The sequence below is a fragment of the Scandinavium manionii genome (assembly GCF_024764775.1).
GTDB classification, from domain to species: Bacteria; Pseudomonadota; Gammaproteobacteria; order Enterobacterales; family Enterobacteriaceae; genus Scandinavium; species Scandinavium manionii.
The window spans coordinates 299,397-316,650 of record NZ_JALIGC010000039.1 but is presented as its reverse complement, the minus strand read 5'-3'; the positions used below and the strand labels follow the sequence as shown (position 1 = coordinate 316,650).

Below are 17,254 nucleotides of genomic sequence, written 5' to 3'. Positions count from 1 at the left end.
GTCGTCAGTTATTCAGAATCTGTGCCAGACAGTTCGCCACCGCTGCGGGATTTTCCCGATGGGCGTTGTGTCCAGCGTGAGGTATAAGGTGGCATGGCGCAGCCCGTTCTTCCGCCAGTGCACGGAATTTGGCGTCGTGTTCGCCGCATAGATATAAAAATGCGTAGTCACCTGAAGCATAGCCACGGGTGGCGAGCGCCGCGCGTAAATCAGGCTGTACGGCAAGTGAGGTGGCGAGCAGCATGTCGGCCAGCCGCGGGCCATTGTTATCGGCGCGTAACGCCACCAGCGTCTGGCGTTGTGCGTCAGTGAGTGAGGCAAATACCGGCTGGCGATACCAGGCTTCGAAAACGTCGGCCAGCGGTTCGTGGCGAAAGCGCTGCGCCCATTGCGTATCGGACTGCAAACGCGCTTCACGGGCGGTGTCGTCCTGTAAGCCAGGATGCGCACCTTCGACAATCAGCCCTTTCAGACCGGGCAGTTTCGCCTGATTTGCCGCAACCATCGCCACGCGTCCGCCCAGCGAGTAGCCAATCAGCCAATAACTTAGGATGTTGTAACTAATCAGCGTTTCCTGCAATTCCCGGCACACATCATCGAAACACGTCACAGAAATTGCCGCTGACCCACCGTGACCGGGCAGGTCGACATACAGCCGGGAAAACCCAGTGAGTTTCTCCCCTACCGCCTGCCATTCACGACGATCGCCGGAAAAGCCGTGCAGGAATACCAGCCACGGCTGGTTCGGCGCGCCTTCTCGGGCAACGGCGTGGAGCGTCATAGCTGGCTGACCTGCGCCAGTAAGTTCTGCAGCGTCTGCGCGCCGTCGGTGTCATTGACCACCAGCTCAATCACCGTGGTCACCGGCTGACGCCACGCGCCGCGTAGCGCATCTTCCAGCGCCGTCCAGTTTTCCGGGCGGTGATAGCGCAGACCGAACATGTTGGCCGCGTGCTCAAAATGGACGTTTTGCGGCATCAGATAGAAGCGTTCACGTTCTTCAGTAGGCGTCGGCAGCAGCGAGAAAATCTGCCCGCCATTGTTGTTCACCACGATCAGCACCAGCGGGGCGGAAACCTGGCGCAATAAGGCCAGGCCGTTGAGATCGTACAGCGCCGAGAGATCGCCCATGATGGCCAGCGTCGATTTGGCGCTCCCGCGCTGCACGCCTGCGGCAGTGGAAATCAGCCCGTCGATGCCGCTCGCGCCGCGGTTGCTGTACACCGGATACCCCGCCGGAAGCTTGCCCAGAGCGTCTATCAGGCGAACCACGAGGCTGTTGCCGACAAAAAGCTGGCCCTGATCGGGCAGATATTCACTGATGCGATGCGCCAGTTGCGCTTCGCCGAACGTTTCTCGCTGGGCAACGACGGCCTGCCACGCCTGCTCTGACAGGCGCGGGATGTCCACCGCCCAGGGCTGGCGCTGCTCAGCCGGATGCTGTTCCAGCCAGGTGCCAACTTTACACACCAGACGACGACCGCGGTGATGCGCCGGGTCGAGCCGACCTTGAAGATTGTCTACCAACCAGTATTCATCCGGTTCGCAGGTAGCCTGCCATTGCAGGAGACGTTTGCCGGTCAGGCTGCTGCCGAGCTGTACCACTATTTGTGCCTGCGCCAGTTCGGTGACGGCGTTGGCGTTTCCGAGCCAGAGATCGGCGCACGGCAGCGGTTGTCCGGTTTGCGACAGTACGTCGCTTATCAGCGGCCAGCCGAGCGTTTTCGCCCATTCAGCCACTTTCTTCCCTTCCGCCGCGCTCATGCGTCCGGCTACCACGACGCCACGCTTCTGTCGCCAGAAAAACCAGTCGCGCTGCTTTTCGCTTTCCAGATGCTGCCCTTCGCGCAGCCACGGCTTGTCGCTTTGCCACCAGTTACCGAGCGCCTGCTGCCAGTCGAGTCCGGTATCGTCCATTTCGCCGTACAGCGGTTCCGCGAACGGACAGTTGATGTGTACCCCGCCACTATGCAGCTGGCCCAGCGCATTATCAATCGACGAGACCAACCAGCGGGCCGGAATATCGTGGCTCGGGCGTGGCAGAGACAGCGTTTGTGACGGATGCGAACCAAACATACCCGGCTGTCGAATCGCCTGATTGGCGCCGCAGTCGATCAGTTCCGGCGGGCGGTCGGCGGTCAGCAGAATGATTTTCTCGCCGGTCAACCCCGCTTCAATCAGCGCGGGATACAAATTGGCGACCGCGGTTCCGGACGTGACAATCACCGCCACCGGCTGTTGGCTTACCTTAGCCAGCCCCAGCGCCAGATGGCCGAGGCCACGTTCATCAAAATGGGTGTGGGCTATCAGAGCGCGGTTTTCCGCCGCCGCCAGCGTTAATGGCGTCGAGCGCGAGCCCGGCGCGATGCAAACGTGCTGCACGCCGTGGCGGGTCAATGCTTCAAGGATCACCGCCGCCCAGCGTCGGTTAAATGCGCTTACTGACATGAGATTGTCCGGTATCAATTTTGCGTATAATTATAGATGAGTGATAGCGACAGGTTATTGATATGAGTCGGTTATCGGATAAGCAAGGAGCGTAATCCTGCTGCTTTTTGGGTGATCTCCTGCCATTCCTGTTCAGGATCCGAGCCGCGAACAATCCCGGCGCCGGCATATAATCGCGCCACGTCGCCGGTGACTTTCGCCGAACGCAGCGCCACGCAGAATTCGCTTTGTTGCAGGCTGAGATAGCCCGCGGAACCCGCGTACCATTCACGGGTGAACGGCTCATGGTGCTCGATAAACTGCCGGGCCTGCTCGCGCGGGAGTCCGGCCACCGCTGCCGTCGGCTGAAGCTGAACCAGGCAACGCGTGTCGTCAGGCATTTTCAGTTCAGCCTGAATACAGCGCCTGAGATGCTGCACTTTTCGCAGGCGAATCACCTGCGGCGGCAGCACTTCCAGCGCACTGACGTCCTGCTGCAAACGCTGGCAGATGTCTTCCACCACCAGCAAATTTTCACGCTGATTTTTATCATCGCGCATTAGCCAGTCGGCAAAATGCTGCGCCTGTTTGTCATCAGGATGGCTCGCTACGGTGCCCGCCAGCGCTTCGGTATCGAGCTGTTGACCCTGACGGCGCCAGAGCCGTTCCGGCGTCGAGCCCAGAAACGCACTTTTTGCATCGAAGGCCATCAGAAAATGGGTGCAGTTGAGATTGACGCGACGGCTCGCCGCCATCATGGCACCGGCATGCAGCGGGGCGGCAAATTGCAGATCGGTAGCGCGAGCGAGCACCACTTTATCCAGTTCGCCGGTCGCGATAGTGTCTGTCGCAGCTTCAATCAGGCGCAGCCAACCCGCGTGATCAGGGAAATGGCGTTCGCCTTTCAGCTCGCCGCTTAAAAGGGGCAACGGATGAGCAGGCCGCAAGGCGGTTAAAAATTCCCGCGCCGCACTGGCATCTTCCCGCAACGACGTATCACTGCTTAGCGTCAGGCGTAATAACGCTTTTCCCGCATCGCGCCGCCATTCCAGACGCGGCAAAAACAGTTCACTCGTTTCCGGTTCAAAGGCGTTGAGGCCCCAGATGCGAAACGCGGTTTGCTGCTGCTGAAGAAAGATATTGGCGTGGGGCAATGAGGTAAAACGACGCACGGCACCGAGAGCGGAAACCTCTTCCTGGCCGCTGCGATGCTGCCAGTAAAACTGCGGGAATATCGGCTGACTGCAAAGCCAGCTCAGGGGATCAAAGGCATCATTGAGAGGAAACGGGGTGTCGAAAATTCGCGAGCCAGGTGCATCAGGCATGTCGTCAGACAGAAAACCCAACAGGTTTTCCAGCGCAGCGGTAATGGAATGCACGCGAACCTCTCTCTGATAAAAACCACGCATTATAAGGGGTACTGCCTGAAAAATGCAGTACCCATGATGAGGGAGTGGATTTTTACCGACGCGCTTAGACGACTATCGACGCGCTAACAACAGCCCCAATACCAGCCCGACGGCGGCACCGACACCAATGCCCTGCCACGGTTTTTCGTGTACGTAGTCATCAGCACGGGTTACGGCATGTTTAGCACGGTAATAATAGGTGTCTGACGCCTGGCTGACGCGGGACTGTACGTCCTGTAAGGCCTGTTCAGCCCGAAGCTTGAGCTCAATATATTTCTGGTCAGCAGGATCGCCCGAAGAGCTTAAGACCTCTTCCAGAGTGTCACTCAGCAAAGCCAGATCGTCATCAATACGTGATTCATAAGAATGATAAGCCATCAGTTTTCTCCATGGTTAAACCTGTCCGCTAACTATAGACAATGGTTCAGGAGTTCGCTTCCCGCGCCATGCCGATGTGCGGGATACCGTCTTCGTCATAAATGTCGGTGACCGGGCAGAAACCAAAATGGGCATAGAACGGTTGCAGATGCGCCTGTGCCCCCAGATACAGCGCCTTCTGCGGCCAGTTTTTCTGGCAGCTGGCGAGGGTCTGTTCCATCAGCTTATAGCCCAGTTTTTCACCTCGTACCGCGTGGCTGATAATCACCCGACCAATCACTACTGGCTCAAATTCTTCTTCGCTTTTCAGAATCCTCGCATACGCCACCAGCTCTCCGTCGCGCCAGCCGAGGATATGCCGGTTATCCCCCAGCAGATCGTCGCCGTCGATATCCTGATAAGGACAGGTCTGCTCCACCACGAACACTTCACAGCGCAGCTTGAGCAATGCATACAACTGCGGGACGGTTAACTGGCTGTGGTGAAGATCGTTCCACTGAATCATATTGAGCTCCGTTATACTGTCGTTTTAATTTAACGCGTCGAGGACATTGCGTTATGGAATTGATTTTTCTCGGGACATCCGCAGGCGTACCGACCCGTCACCGTAATATGACGTCGATACTGCTGAATTTGCAACAACCAACGCTGTCGCAAATGTGGCTGTTTGACTGTGGCGAAGGCACGCAACATCAGTTTCTTAAAACCAGCCATCATCCGGGAAAGCTCGATAAAATCTTCATCACTCACCTGCACGGCGACCATTTGTTCGGGCTGCCGGGCCTGTTGTGCAGCCGTTCGATGCAGGGCAATCCGTCGCCACTGACGATTTATGGCCCGAAGGGCATTAAAGAATTTGTCGAAATGGCGCTGCGCCTGAGCGGTTCATGGACCGATTATCCGCTCACCGTTGAAGAAATCAGCTCCGGAGAAGTGTTTGACGATGGTCAGTTCAAGGTCACCGCATATCCGCTCAATCATCCGGTGGAATGTTTTGGCTACCGCATCGAGCAGCACGATAAACCCGGCCCGCTCGACGCCCAGCGCCTGCTGGCCGACGGCATTAAAGCCGGGCCGCTGTTCCAGCAGTTGAAAAAAGGACAGACGGTTGAGATGCCGGATGGGCGCATTGTGAATGGTCAGGATTATTTAGGGGCAAGCACGCCCGGAGTAAAACTGGCTATTTTCGGTGATACCGCCCCCTGCCCGGCCGCGCTGGCGATGGCGAAAGATGTGGATGTGATGGTGCATGAAACCACGCTCGAACACCATATGGCAGAAAAAGCCAACAGCCGTGGGCACTCCTCGTCGATTCAGACCGCCGAACTGGCGCGCGATGCCCACGTCGGCAAGTTGATTATTACGCATGTGAGTTCCCGCTATGACCGGGAAGGCTGTCAGCGCCTGCTGGCCGAGTGTCGAAGCGTATTTGAGCCATGTGAGCTGGCGGAAGATTTCAGCGTGTTCCCTTTGGTGTAGAACCAATCCCAGCAGGTGTTATTAGCACAGACAGTTTGAACACGGACAGCGCGCAGAAACCGGAGCGTACACGTAGTACGTGAGGATTTCGAGCACTGCCCCTGGTTCAAAATGGCAAGCAAAATAGCCCTGATGGGGTTGGTTCTTAACTTTTATGCCTATTTGCCGATAACAGAGTAAAGGCTCGACCCGACTCTTTACTCTGAGGGCAATATGGATAATTTCCAGAAAGATATCGACGACAGGGCAAATTTGACCCTGTCGAACCGCTTTGAACTGCTGCTGTTCCGCCTTGGCGCATCAGAGGACGGAGGCAAGTCAGAACTGTTTGGCATTAACGTTTTCAAACTGCGTGAAATCGTGCCGATGCCCTCCTTCACTAAACCCGCGGGCATTAAGGCACCGGTGATGGGTATGGTGAATATTCGCGACCAAATTATCCCGGTCATTGACCTGCCGTCGGTACTGGGTTGCAAAGCGGAAAGCGGGTTGAACATTCTGCTTATCACCGAGTATGCCCGCAGCGTGCAGGCGTTTGCCGTGGAGTCGGTGGAAAACATTACGCGTCTCGACTGGACCCAGGTTCATACTGCGGAAAAAGCGGTCAACGGCCAGTACATCACCAGCATTGCCTGCCTCGACAATGAGAGAGACAGCAATAACCTGGCGATGGTTATCGATGTGGAACAAATCCTGTATGACATCGCGCCTGCCGACCACGACCTGCACGCCACACGCCTGACTGCGCCGAAACAGCGCATTAAGCCGGGCGCAGCAGCGATTGTCGCCGAAGACTCGAAAGTGGCGCGGGCGATGCTGGAGAAAGGCCTGCATGCCATGGAGATCCCGGCCAGGATGCACGTTACCGGGCTACAGGCCTGGGAGACTATCGAAAAGCTGGCGAAAGAAGCGCAGGACGAAGGCGTGCCGGTGACCGATAAAATCGCGCTGGTGCTGACCGACCTCGAAATGCCGGAGATGGATGGCTTTACCCTGACGCGTAAAATCAAATCTGACCCGCGCCTGAAAGCGATTCCGGTCGTTATCCACTCGTCGCTGTCGGGCAATGCTAACGAAGACCATATCCGCAAAGTGAAAGCCGACGGCTATGTGGCGAAGTTCGAAATTAATGAGCTGTCATCAGTGATTAAGGAAGTGCTCGAGCGCGCCGAGCGCCGCGAAGAAGGGCCACTGATTAGTCGGCTGCATTCGGCGTGATTGGTTTTCAGGCGTAAAAAAACCCGCCGAAGCGGGTTTTTTATTTTGTAATCAGGAGATTACATCATCGGCATCGCCATCTGGACGATACTGATCAGCGGCTGCGGGTAGATACCAAGGATCAGCACCAGCAGGGCAGAAATCAGTACCACAATACCACCGGCGCTGTACTGCCAGTTCGACGGCGCATCACGGTTCAGTTGCTGTGGCGCTTCCAGATACAGACTCACCGCTACACGCAGGTAGTAGTAGAGACCAATCGCAGAGCCCAGTACCACCGCGGCAGTCAGCCACCACAGGTGCGCCTGAACACCGACGGCAAGCACGTAGAACTTACCGATAAAGCCGAGGGTCATCGGGATACCCGCCAGAGAGAGCATCATCACTGTCATCACCGCTGACAGGATTGGACGGTGCCAGAACAGACCACGGTAGGAGTACAGAGAATCTGCATCCGGGCCACGGTATGGGCTAGACATCAGGCTAACCACGCCGAACGCGCCGAGGCTGCTGAACAGATAACCGGCCAGATACACGCCTACGGCTTCCATGGACATCTGACCGCTGTGCAGCGCAATCAGCGCCACCAGCAGATAACCCAGATGCGAGATGGAGGAGTAGCCGAGCAGACGCTTGATGTTGGTCTGGCTCAGCGCCATCAGGTTACCGAAGAGAATGGAGGCGCAGGCAATAATGCCCAACACCACACGTACCGCTTCGCTGTCACCCACTGGTGCGTACAGGAACAGACGCATCACCACGCCGAAGATAGCGATTTTGCTTGCGGTTGCCAGGAAGGTGGAAACCGGTGCAGGTGCGCCCTGATACACATCTGGCGTCCACAGGTGGAATGGAACCAGAGACAGTTTGAAGCCAAGGCCAACAATCATCAGACCCAGGCCTGCCAGCAGCAGCGGCTCATGCAGCATGTTGTCTGCAAGCGCTTTACCCAGCGCCAGGAACGACAGACTGCCAGAGTTCGCGTACACCAGCGCCATACCGAACAGCAGGAATGAAGACGCTGCGGCAGACAGAATGGTGTATTTGATACTCGCTTCGAGAGAGCGCTTTTGACGGTACGCGTAGCCAATCAGGCCGAACAGCGGCAGCGAGATAAGCTCGATACCGAGGAACAGCGCCGCCATGTGGTTCGCGTTAGCCAGCAGAATCCCACCCAGCGCGGCAATCAGCACCAGCAGGTAGAACTCTTCTTTGTTGTCGTAATAGCCCTCAAGCCACGGATAGGCAAAAGTACAGGTGGCGAGACTCGCCAGCAGCACCAACCCGGTGTAGAGCATGGCATAACCATCGACGCGCATCAGCGGCGTCACGTCCATTGCGCCAACGTGGCCAACAAACCAGAGCGACAGCAGAGCGACGTTCAGGCCAATGACCGACAGCGTGGCATTGAAGAAATGATTGCGTCGCCACGCAATGGAGAGCATCACAACCACCACCGTCAAGCCGACGATCAGCAGCGGTAGCAGTGCGATCAGTTGTTGTGGAGTTATTGTCATGGCGATTTACGGCCTTGTAGTAGAAACGGAATTAACAAACCACTGCTGAATATTGCCCATCGCAGCATGAGAAGTGTCGAGGATCGGCTGCGGGTAGAACCCGAGCAGAACAAGCAGCACCACTAACAGCAGGACGATAAACAGCTCGCGCAGCGACATCCCTGGCAATTCTTTGGCAGCAATTTCGCTTTTCGCTTTACCGAAGTAAGCGCGATGCAGCATCGCCAGCGAGTAAACAGACGCAAAGACCAGACCGAAGGTGGAAATCACGGTGATACCCGGCACGACGTGGAAGCTGCCGAACAGGATCATGAATTCACCGACGAAGTTACCGGTGCCCGGCATACCCAACGTCGCGACGGCGAAGAACATGGACAGCGCAGGCAGCCATTTAATTTTGCTCCACAGACCGCCCATCATGCGCATGTCACGCGTGTGCAGACGTTCGTACAGCTGACCACACAGAATGAACAGACCCGCCGCGGACAGACCGTGCGCAATCATCTGAATCACTGCACCCTGGTATGCCAGCTGGCTACCGCTGTAAATCGCAATCAGCACGAAGCCCATGTGCGAGACGGAGGTGTAGGCAATCAGACGTTTGATGTCGTATTGCGTGAAGGCCATCCACGCGCCGTAGAAGATACCGATAACACCCAGCCACATCGCAATAGGAGCGAACTCAGCGGACGCATTCGGGAACAGCGGCAGTGCGAAACGCAGCATACCGTAGGCCGCGGTTTTCAACAGGATGCCCGCGAGGTCAACGGAACCCGCAGTCGGTGCCTGTGAGTGCGCGTCTGGCAGCCAGCCGTGCAGCGGAACCACCGGCATTTTCACCGCAAACGCGATGAAGAAGCCGAGCATCAGCAGATATTCCACGTTGTGGGTCATCGGCGTTTTCAGCAGCTCTTCGTAGCTGAACGTCCAGACGCCCGTTGCGCTGTAATGTACGAATACCAGCGCCAGGATCGAAATCAACATCACCAGACCGCTCGCCTGGGTGTAGATGAAGAACTTGGTCGCCGCCGTGATACGCGTTTTACCGTCAGAAGCTTTGTGGCCCCACAGCGCGATCAGGAAGTACATCGGAACCAGCATCATCTCCCAGAAGAAGAAGAACAGGAACATGTCGATGGCGAGGAACACGCCGATTACGCCGCCCAGGATCCACATCAGGTTGAGGTGGAAGAAGCCCTGGTATTTTTCGATTTCACGCCAGGAACAGAGCACCGCCAGCACGCCGAGCAGGCCGGTCAGCACCACCATCAGCAGCGACAGACCGTCGAGGGCGAGGTGGACATTAATGCCAAAGCGTGGGATCCACGGCAGAATAAATTCAGACTGCCATTGCGGAAGGCCAGCGGCTTGCGTCAGAGAGTAGCCGCCCTGCAACCACAGTTGCAGGGACAGGGCCAGCGTCAGTCCCATTGTAATCAGCGCTATCCAGCGCGGCATCTTCACGCCGAAGCGTTCGGTCTGCCAGCATAAGAAGCCGCCGATAAACGGGATTAGTATCAACCAGGGTAATAACATAGCTAAGTATGTCCCTTATATTTACTCCTGCTCAGGCTATCTCGCTCGCCAGCCCGAATCCCGGCAGTGCTCGCAATCCTCACGTACTTCAGTACGCTCCGGTTGCTGTGCGCTGGCGGTCTCCGGTCTGACTTCGCCGATGACGCCTGTACTTCAGGAACAGATTTTCAACGAATTCTAAAAATAACGTTGGGCCATTATGTCGGATGGCGTTTTGCTAATCCGACCTACGATTCTGTAGGCCCGGTAAGCGCAGTGCCACCGGGCAAAACAACCCCAATCCTCAAACTCAACGCAAAACCATCAGCAACGCGAGAACAACCACCGCGCCAATGCTCATGGATGCCACATACCAGCGCAGATAACCGTTCTCGCTGACCAGCAGGCCTTTACCTGCAAAGCGGGAAAGAATGGCCGGGATATTCATCAGACTGTTCAGCGGATCGCGTTTCAGCAGCCACGCAATGCCCAGATACGGTTTGACGAAAATCATGTCATACAGCCAGTCGAAGCCCCACGCGTTGTACCACCAGGTTCCGAGCAGACGGCCCGGCGCACTGTTGGCAATCGCGGTCACCAGCGTACGTTTGCCCAGCCACAGCCATGCGGCGATCAGGATGCCGGCAATCGCAACAATTCCGGAAGTGATTTCCAGTGTCAGTACGTGGCTATGCGCAAGTTCAGTCGTCTGCGGCAGTACACCCTGCAGCGGTGGCACAATCATCGCGCCAACGAAGGTGGACAGAACAAGCAGAACGATCAGCGGCAGGTGATGGGTAATGCCCTTCCCTGCGTGAGCGTGGATCTGCTCTTTGCCGTGGAACACGATGAAGATCATGCGGAAGGTATAGAGCGACGTCATGAACGCACCCACCAGACCCGCCACCATCAGATTGACGTGACCGTTAGCCATCGCACCGGCAAGGATTTCGTCCTTACTGAAGAAGCCTGCAGTAATCAGCGGCAGAGCGGACAACGCCGCGCCACCGACCAGGAAGCAGACGTAAACCAGCGGAATCGACTTACGCAGGCCACCCATCTTGAAGATGTTCTGCTCGTGGTGACACGCCAGGATGACGGAACCAGAAGAGAGGAACAGCAGTGCTTTAAAGAACGCATGCGTCATCAGGTGGAAAATCGCCGCATCCCACGCCTGGACGCCCAGCGCCAGGAACATGTAGCCAATCTGGCTCATGGTGGAGTAAGCGAGTACACGTTTGATGTCGGTTTGCACCAGCGCAGCGAAACCTGCCAGCACCAGCGTAACCGCACCAACGATTCCGACCAGATGCAGAATTTCCGGCGTCATCAGGAACAGACCGTGGGTACGGGCAATCAAGTAGACGCCCGCGGTCACCATGGTCGCGGCGTGGATCAGCGCAGAAACCGGCGTTGGACCGGCCATTGCATCCGCAAGCCAGGTCTGCAACGGCAGCTGTGCAGATTTACCGACCGCACCACCCAGCAGCATCAGCGTCGCCCAGGTCAACATATTGTTGCCCGCTTCGAAGTGCGCAGGTGCCAGTTCAACCATTTCGCGGAAGTTCAGCGTGCCCAGCTCGTTATAGAGAATGAACAGCGCGAACGCGAGGAAGACGTCACCCACACGGGTCACGACGAACGCTTTCATTGCCGCTGCGCCATTCTTCGGATCGGTGTAGTAGAAACCGATCAGCAGATAGGAGCACAGGCCCACGCCTTCCCAGCCGAGATACATCAGCAGCAGGTTATCACCCAACACCAACACCACCATGCTCGCAATGAACAGGTTGGTGTAGGCGAAGAAGCGAGAGTAACCCTCTTCACCGCGCATGTACCAGGAAGCGAACATGTGGATAAGGAAGCCAACACCGGTCACCACGGAGAGCATGGTCAGCGACAGGCCGTCCAGCACCAGGTTGAAACCGATGTTGAAATCACCGACTGACATCCAGGTCCACAGTGGGACGCTGATGGCCTGTTTGCCGTTAGCGAAGAAATCAACGCCAACAAACGCGGTGACCAGCGCCGCCAGGCCGACAGACCCCATACCGATGGTGGCGGAAACGTTTTCCGACCAACGGCCACGGGAGAAGGACAGCAGTAAGAAGCCAATCAATGGCAAAATGATGGTTAAGGCAAGCATGTTCATCCACGCAACTCACTTACTGAATCGATGTTCAGGTTCTGGCGGCGACGGTGGAGCTGCAGCAGCAGCGCCAGGCCAATACTCGCCTCCGCAGCCGCAAGGCTGATAGCGAGGATATACATTACCTGACCGTCGGTCTGGCCCCAGTAGCTGCCAGCGACCACAAAGGCCAGCGCGGCGGCGTTAATCATGATTTCCAGACCGATCAGCATAAACAGCAGATTGCGACGGATAACCAGACCTGTCAGACCGAGAACGAAGAGGATCGCGGCGAGGATCAGTCCATGTGTTAAGGGGATCATGCGCGCTCCTCCGGTTTTCTTTTCGCGCTATCGTTCGAACGGTTGCTCAGTACTTCACCGGCACGCTCTTCGCGTCCCAGGTGGAAGGCAACAACCAGGCCCGCCAGCAGCAGCATTGAGGCCAGCTCCACCGCCAGTACGTACGGACCAAACAGGGCGATACCGACTTCTTTAGCGCTGATAGCGTTGCCTTCGATACCCTGGTCGCTCACGCCCAGGATACCGTAAACAATCACCGCCAACAGGATAACGGACAGCACACCAGGCCCAATCCAGACCTGCGGCTTCAGCCACTGGCGTTCCTGTTCGATTTCAGCGCCACCCAGGTTCAGCATCATCACCACGAATACGAACAGAACCATGATGGCCCCGGCGTAGACGATAATCTCCAGCGCACCGGCGAAGTAAGCGCCGAGCGAGAAGAACACCCCGGCAATCGCCAGCAGTGAGATGATCAGGTACAACAACGCATGCACCGGATTGGTGTGCGTGATGACCCGTAGCGTGGCCAGGATGGCGACCAGACCACAAATATAAAATGCGAATTCCATTGCCCCTCTCCTTACGGTAACAGGCCCTTGACGTCGATAGGCTTGGCTTCGTTCTCTGCTTCGCCCTTATCTTTGCCGTCGATTGCCATACCCGCCATCCGGTAGAAGTTATATTCCGGGTATTTGCCCGGACCGGAAATCAGCAGATCCTCTTTCTCGTACACCAGATCCTGACGCTTGTATTCACCCAGTTCGAAATCCGGGGTCAACTGAATCGCCGTGGTTGGGCACGCTTCTTCACACAGACCGCAGAAAATGCAGCGTGAGAAGTTAATACGGAAAAACTCTGGGTACCAGCGGCCGTCTTTGGTCTCTGCTTTTTGCAGAGAGATACAGCCAACCGGACAAGCTACCGCACACAGGTTACAGGCTACACAACGCTCGGAGCCGTCCGGATCGCGCGTCAGCACGATACGGCCACGGTAGCGCGGCGGCAGATAAACCGGCTCTTCCGGATACATCTGCGTTTCGCGTTTGGCGAACGCATGCATCCCGATCATGCAGATACTGCGAACCTGGGTGCCAAAGCCCACTAATAATTCTTTTAAGGTCATGGTCTATTCGCCCCTTATTGCGCCTGCCAGAGAATGACAGCCGCCGTTACCAACAAGTTGATCAGCGTCAGCGGCAGGCAGATTTTCCAGCCGAAGGACATTACCTGGTCATAACGCGGACGCGGCAATGCTGCACGGATCAAAATGAACATCATCATGAAGAACGCGGTTTTCAGCGCGAACCAGATGAATGGTGGTAAGAACGGACCCTGCCAGCCACCGAAGAACAGTGTGACGATCAGCGCTGAAACGGTGACAATACCGATGTATTCGCCGACGAAGAACAGACCGAACTTCATGCCGGAATATTCAATGTGGTAACCGTCGGCCAGTTCCTGCTCCGCTTCCGGCTGGTCAAACGGGTGACGGTGACATACCGCTACGCCCGCGATGGCGAAAGTGATGAAGCCGAAGAACTGCGGGATCACGTTCCACAGGTGCGCCTGGTTATTAACGATATCGGTCATGTTGAAGGAGCCAGCCTGCGCCACAACACCCATCAGCGATAAGCCGAGGAACACTTCGTAGCTCAGGGTCTGCGCCGAAGCACGCATCGCACCGAGCAGCGAGTATTTGTTGTTACTCGACCAGCCCGCGAACAGCACCGCGTAAACCGCCAGGCCTGCCATCATCAGGAAGAACAGGATACCGATGTTGAGGTCAGCAACCACCCAGGTCGGACTGACCGGGACGATAGCGAACGACAGCAGCAAAGAGGTGAACGCGATCACCGGCGCAAGGGTAAAGATAACCTTGTCGGTGAATTTCGGGATCCAGTCCTCTTTGAAGAACATCTTGATCATGTCCGCCACCAGCTGGAGTGAACCCCCCCAGCCTACGCGGTTCGGTCCGTAACGGTTCTGGAACAGACCGAGCAGACGACGTTCACCAAAGCTCATGAACGCACCACAGGTGACGACCACCAGCAGAATGACGACCGCTTTCAGGATGCTTAACAGAATGTCGATAACATCCGGTGTTAACCAACTCATGCTTTCGCCTCCTGCAGATTTTCAATACGCGCACCCGCCAGCACTGGCGCAATACCCGGCATACCCATTGGCAGACCGACCTGCCCTGCTGTCAGTGCATCGGAAAGCACCAGCGGCAGGTTGATGGTCTGACCGTCGTAGCTGATAGCCAGCTGTGCACCCGCGTTGACGCCAAGCTTCGCGGCATCGGCCGGATTGAGCTTGATGTACGGCTGCGGCATACGGCTCTGGAAGACCGGCGAACGCTGTGACATTTCATCACTGCCGAACAGGTGATAGTAAGGCGCGATACGCCATTGACCGTCCTGCGCTTCGAAGCTGGCCGGAACCTGCTCGAAGTAAGCCAGACCGTTTTCAGACGCTTCAATCAGACGCACGCCCGGATCGCCGTTACGCAGATGACCACCCACTTCAGCCTGGAACTTGTTCCATGCCTGCGGGGAGTTCCAGCCTGGTGCCCACGCAAATGGAATTTGCGAACGTGCAGCCGTTGGCTGGTTGTTCCCTTCCATGGAGAAGGCGAACATGGTGTCTTTATCCTGCGGCTGACGTGGCTCGTGCACGCTGATATCCGCGCGCATCGCGGTACGACCGCTGGAGCGAATCGGCGAACGAGACAATTTCTGACCACGAATACGGAACGATGCATCAGGCGCAGCATCTTTGATGCCTGCCAGCTGCGGCATTGCAGCCACGGCGGCGTCAATAACGTGATCCAGTTGGGTCCAGTCAACTTCACGGCTTTCTAAGGTGCTGTGCAGCGAATGCAGCCAGCGCCAGCTTTCCAGCATGATGATGTTGCTGTCGTAATAAGACGGATCGTAAACCTGGAAGAAACGCTGAGCGCGGCCTTCGTTGTTGATGACCGTTCCGTCGCTTTCTGCGAAGCTCGCCGCGGACAGCACCAGATGGGCTTTGTCCATAATCGCGGTGCGCTGATGGTCAATCACCATCACCAGCGGTGCTTTGGACAGTGCAGCATCAACGCGGGCAGCAGAAGCGTGACGGTGCAGATCGTTTTCCAGCACCACAACGGCATCAGCAGAACCGGATTCCAGCTCGTCTAAGGCTTCTTCAAGCGATCCGCCGCCAATCATGCCGAGTCCAACGCTGTTCACCGCACGGGCAATCATGGTCACACCGACGTCTGAACCGCGGCCTTTCAGGGCTTTAGCGACGTTAGCCGCTGCCTGAATCACTTCGGCGCTGCCGGAGTTGGTCCCGGAGACAATCAGAGGTTTTTTCGCACCGGCCAGCGCCTGTACGATGACGTCCACTTTGCCTTTAAGATCGTTGCTCAGGCCTTCAACCGCTGGCGCACTGTTATCCAGCGCGTGGGCGATAGCGAAACCTAAACGCGCCTGGTCTTCAACCGGTGCGCAGTAGGTCCACGCCGCGATGTCGTCCAGACGGGTGTTGTCGACGTTAGTCACGAACAGCGGGTGTTTCGCACGCTGACCGATGTTGAGGATCGCCGCAATCTGCCAGTCAGCCACTTTCTGGGCCGCTGCCATTTCACGTGCTTTACCTTTCACCGCCTGACGAACCGCCAGGGCAACACGAGCGCCGGTCTGGGTGATATCTTCACCGAGCACCAGAACTGCGTCGTAAGATTCGATGTCACGCAGCGCAGGCGTATGGATGCCGCCTTCGCGCAGCACTTTCAGTGCCAGCTGCAGACGTTCCTGTTCACCTTTGGCGATACCGGTGTAGAAGTTATCCGCCCCGACCAGTTCACGCAGCGCGAAGTTGCTCTCTACGCTTGCGCGTGGAGAACCGATGCCGATGACTTTCTTCGACTGACGCAGAATATCTGCGGCGCCCTGCATCGCCTGCTCGGCGTTAAGGGTGATGAAGTCGTCACCGCGACGCTGGACCGGCTGACGCGGACGGTCTTTCAGGTTCACGTAGCCATAACCGAAACGACCGCGGTCGCACAGGAAGTAATGGTTTACGGTACCGTTATAACGGTTTTCGATACGACGCAGTTCGCCGTAGCGCTCACCCGGGCTGGTGTTACAACCCAGAGAACACTGCTGGCAGATGCTTGGCGCAAACTGCATGTCCCATTTACGGTTGTAGCGTTCGGAGTGTGTTTTGTCGGTGAAAACGCCGGTCGGGCAGATTTCAACGAGGTTACCGGAGAATTCGCTCTCCAGCGTGCCATCTTCCGGACGTCCGAAATAGACGTTGTCATGCGCGCCATAAACACCCAGATCCGGGCCGTCGGCGTAATCTTTGTAATAACGCACACAGCGGTAACAGGCGATGCAGCGGTTCATTTCGTGAGAGATGAACGGCCCCAGGTCCTGGTTACGATGGGTACGTTTGGTGAAACGATAACGACGGAAGCTATGACCGGTCATGACGGTCATATCCTGCAGGTGACAGTTGCCGCCCTCTTCACAGACCGGACAGTCGTGCGGGTGGTTGGTCATCAACCACTCGACAACGCTTTCGCGGAACTGCTTCGCTTCTTCGTCATCAATAGAAATAAAGGTGCCGTCGGATGCCGGTGTCATACAGGACATCACCAGGCGGCCACGCGTGTCTTCCGCGTTTTGATATTGCTTCACCGCACACTGGCGGCAGGCGCCAACGCTTCCCAGCGCCGGATGCCAGCAAAAATAGGGAATATCAAGGCCGTGAGAGAGGCAAGCCTGTAACAGGTTGTCCGCTCCGTTGACCTCGTATTCTTTGCCGTCTACATGAATCGTAGCCATTAGCGTGCTTCCAGTTGGCCCGGTCGAAACCAGGCGTTAA

General features: G+C 56.7%; 15 protein-coding genes. 2 read left to right on the top strand and 13 right to left on the bottom strand.

All coding sequences use genetic code 11. The features are described 5' to 3' along the window. Positions 1–4: 4 nt before the first annotated feature. The 5 genes from menH to MUU51_RS15945 form a co-directional block, all read right to left on the bottom strand. Positions 5–781 carry a 2-succinyl-6-hydroxy-2,4-cyclohexadiene-1-carboxylate synthase gene (gene menH / locus MUU51_RS15965; protein WP_159770269.1) on the bottom strand — a complete coding sequence of 259 codons (777 nt, stop codon included), beginning with the start codon at positions 779–781 and terminating at the stop codon, positions 5–7. After that, positions 778–2,448, bottom strand: a complete 1,671-nt coding sequence (gene menD, locus MUU51_RS15960) for a 2-succinyl-5-enolpyruvyl-6-hydroxy-3-cyclohexene-1-carboxylic-acid synthase (RefSeq protein WP_258968106.1) — start codon at positions 2,446–2,448, stop codon at positions 778–780. Before menD ends, menH begins: the two co-directional genes overlap by 4 nt. A 71-nt stretch (positions 2,449–2,519) precedes the next feature. Continuing rightward, positions 2,520–3,806: an isochorismate synthase MenF gene (gene menF / locus MUU51_RS15955; RefSeq protein WP_258968105.1), complete on the bottom strand. Its 1,287-nt coding sequence runs from the start codon at positions 3,804–3,806 to the stop codon at positions 2,520–2,522. A 102-nt stretch (positions 3,807–3,908) separates the two neighbouring features. Next, the gene (elaB, locus tag MUU51_RS15950; protein ID WP_159770263.1) at positions 3,909–4,214 is read right to left on the bottom strand and encodes a stress response protein ElaB; all 306 of its coding nucleotides are present in this window, start codon (positions 4,212–4,214) and stop codon (positions 3,909–3,911) included. Positions 4,215–4,260: 46 nt separating this feature from the next. Continuing rightward, positions 4,261–4,719, bottom strand: coding sequence for a GNAT family N-acetyltransferase (locus tag MUU51_RS15945; RefSeq protein WP_159770260.1), 459 nt, complete (start codon positions 4,717–4,719; stop codon positions 4,261–4,263). 53 nt (positions 4,720–4,772) lie between these two features. On the opposite strand from MUU51_RS15945, the gene rnz reads away from it, so the two are divergent. Continuing rightward, the gene (rnz, locus tag MUU51_RS15940; RefSeq protein WP_159770257.1) at positions 4,773–5,693 is read left to right on the top strand and encodes a ribonuclease Z; all 921 of its coding nucleotides are present in this window, start codon (positions 4,773–4,775) and stop codon (positions 5,691–5,693) included. Between the two features lie 213 nt (positions 5,694–5,906). After that, positions 5,907–6,911: a chemotaxis protein gene (locus tag MUU51_RS15935; protein WP_159770254.1), complete on the top strand. Its 1,005-nt coding sequence runs from the start codon at positions 5,907–5,909 to the stop codon at positions 6,909–6,911. 59 nt (positions 6,912–6,970) lie between these two features. Here the strand turns inward: MUU51_RS15935 and nuoN are convergent, their stop codons facing one another. From nuoN to nuoG, 8 genes are all read right to left on the bottom strand, one after another. Next, positions 6,971–8,428 (bottom strand): NADH-quinone oxidoreductase subunit NuoN, encoded by a 1,458-nt coding sequence (nuoN, locus tag MUU51_RS15930; RefSeq protein ID WP_159770251.1) that lies wholly within the window; start codon positions 8,426–8,428, stop codon positions 6,971–6,973. 6 nt (positions 8,429–8,434) lie between these two features. Further along, positions 8,435–9,964, bottom strand: a complete 1,530-nt coding sequence (gene nuoM / locus MUU51_RS15925) for an NADH-quinone oxidoreductase subunit M (RefSeq protein ID WP_159770248.1) — start codon at positions 9,962–9,964, stop codon at positions 8,435–8,437. A gap of 289 nt (positions 9,965–10,253) precedes the next feature. Next, positions 10,254–12,095 (bottom strand): NADH-quinone oxidoreductase subunit L, encoded by a 1,842-nt coding sequence (gene nuoL, locus MUU51_RS15920; protein WP_258968104.1) that lies wholly within the window; start codon positions 12,093–12,095, stop codon positions 10,254–10,256. Next, positions 12,092–12,394 (bottom strand): NADH-quinone oxidoreductase subunit NuoK, encoded by a 303-nt coding sequence (nuoK, locus tag MUU51_RS15915; protein ID WP_097161765.1) that lies wholly within the window; start codon positions 12,392–12,394, stop codon positions 12,092–12,094. The genes nuoL and nuoK overlap by 4 nt, the downstream gene beginning before the upstream one ends. Beyond that, entirely contained in the window at positions 12,391–12,945 is a 555-nt protein-coding gene (nuoJ, locus tag MUU51_RS15910) for an NADH-quinone oxidoreductase subunit J (RefSeq protein WP_110509259.1), read from the bottom strand. The genes nuoK and nuoJ overlap by 4 nt, the downstream gene beginning before the upstream one ends. 11 nt (positions 12,946–12,956) lie before the next feature. Next, on the bottom strand, positions 12,957–13,499 hold the full coding sequence (gene nuoI / locus MUU51_RS15905; RefSeq protein WP_159770242.1) for an NADH-quinone oxidoreductase subunit NuoI: 543 nt from the start codon (positions 13,497–13,499) through the stop codon (positions 12,957–12,959). 14 nt (positions 13,500–13,513) lie between these two features. Then, positions 13,514–14,491 (bottom strand): NADH-quinone oxidoreductase subunit NuoH, encoded by a 978-nt coding sequence (gene nuoH, locus MUU51_RS15900; protein ID WP_159770239.1) that lies wholly within the window; start codon positions 14,489–14,491, stop codon positions 13,514–13,516. Next, the gene (nuoG, locus tag MUU51_RS15895; protein ID WP_159770236.1) at positions 14,488–17,214 is read right to left on the bottom strand and encodes an NADH-quinone oxidoreductase subunit NuoG; all 2,727 of its coding nucleotides are present in this window, start codon (positions 17,212–17,214) and stop codon (positions 14,488–14,490) included. The genes nuoH and nuoG overlap by 4 nt, the downstream gene beginning before the upstream one ends. Positions 17,215–17,254: the final 40 nt, after the last annotated feature.

Excerpts from the sequence above, each read along its gene's own strand:
- menH (WP_159770269.1), bottom strand. The coding sequence starts at position 781 with ATGACGCTCCACGCCGTTGCCCGAGAAGGCGCGCCGAACCAGCCGTGG.
- menD (WP_258968106.1), bottom strand. The coding sequence starts at position 2,448 with ATGTCAGTAAGCGCATTTAACCGACGCTGGGCGGCGGTGATCCTTGAA.
- elaB (WP_159770263.1), bottom strand. The coding sequence starts at position 4,214 with ATGGCTTATCATTCTTATGAATCACGTATTGATGACGATCTGGCTTTG.
- MUU51_RS15945 (WP_159770260.1), bottom strand. The coding sequence starts at position 4,719 with ATGATTCAGTGGAACGATCTTCACCACAGCCAGTTAACCGTCCCGCAG.
- rnz (WP_159770257.1), top strand. The coding sequence starts at position 4,773 with ATGGAATTGATTTTTCTCGGGACATCCGCAGGCGTACCGACCCGTCAC.
- MUU51_RS15935 (WP_159770254.1), top strand. The coding sequence starts at position 5,907 with ATGGATAATTTCCAGAAAGATATCGACGACAGGGCAAATTTGACCCTG.
- nuoN (WP_159770251.1), bottom strand. The coding sequence starts at position 8,428 with ATGACAATAACTCCACAACAACTGATCGCACTGCTACCGCTGCTGATC.
- nuoM (WP_159770248.1), bottom strand. The coding sequence starts at position 9,964 with ATGTTATTACCCTGGTTGATACTAATCCCGTTTATCGGCGGCTTCTTA.
- nuoL (WP_258968104.1), bottom strand. The coding sequence starts at position 12,095 with ATGAACATGCTTGCCTTAACCATCATTTTGCCATTGATTGGCTTCTTA.
- nuoK (WP_097161765.1), bottom strand. The coding sequence starts at position 12,394 with ATGATCCCCTTAACACATGGACTGATCCTCGCCGCGATCCTCTTCGTT.
- nuoJ (WP_110509259.1), bottom strand. The coding sequence starts at position 12,945 with ATGGAATTCGCATTTTATATTTGTGGTCTGGTCGCCATCCTGGCCACG.
- nuoI (WP_159770242.1), bottom strand. The coding sequence starts at position 13,499 with ATGACCTTAAAAGAATTATTAGTGGGCTTTGGCACCCAGGTTCGCAGT.
- nuoH (WP_159770239.1), bottom strand. The coding sequence starts at position 14,491 with ATGAGTTGGTTAACACCGGATGTTATCGACATTCTGTTAAGCATCCTG.
- nuoG (WP_159770236.1), bottom strand. The coding sequence starts at position 17,214 with ATGGCTACGATTCATGTAGACGGCAAAGAATACGAGGTCAACGGAGCG.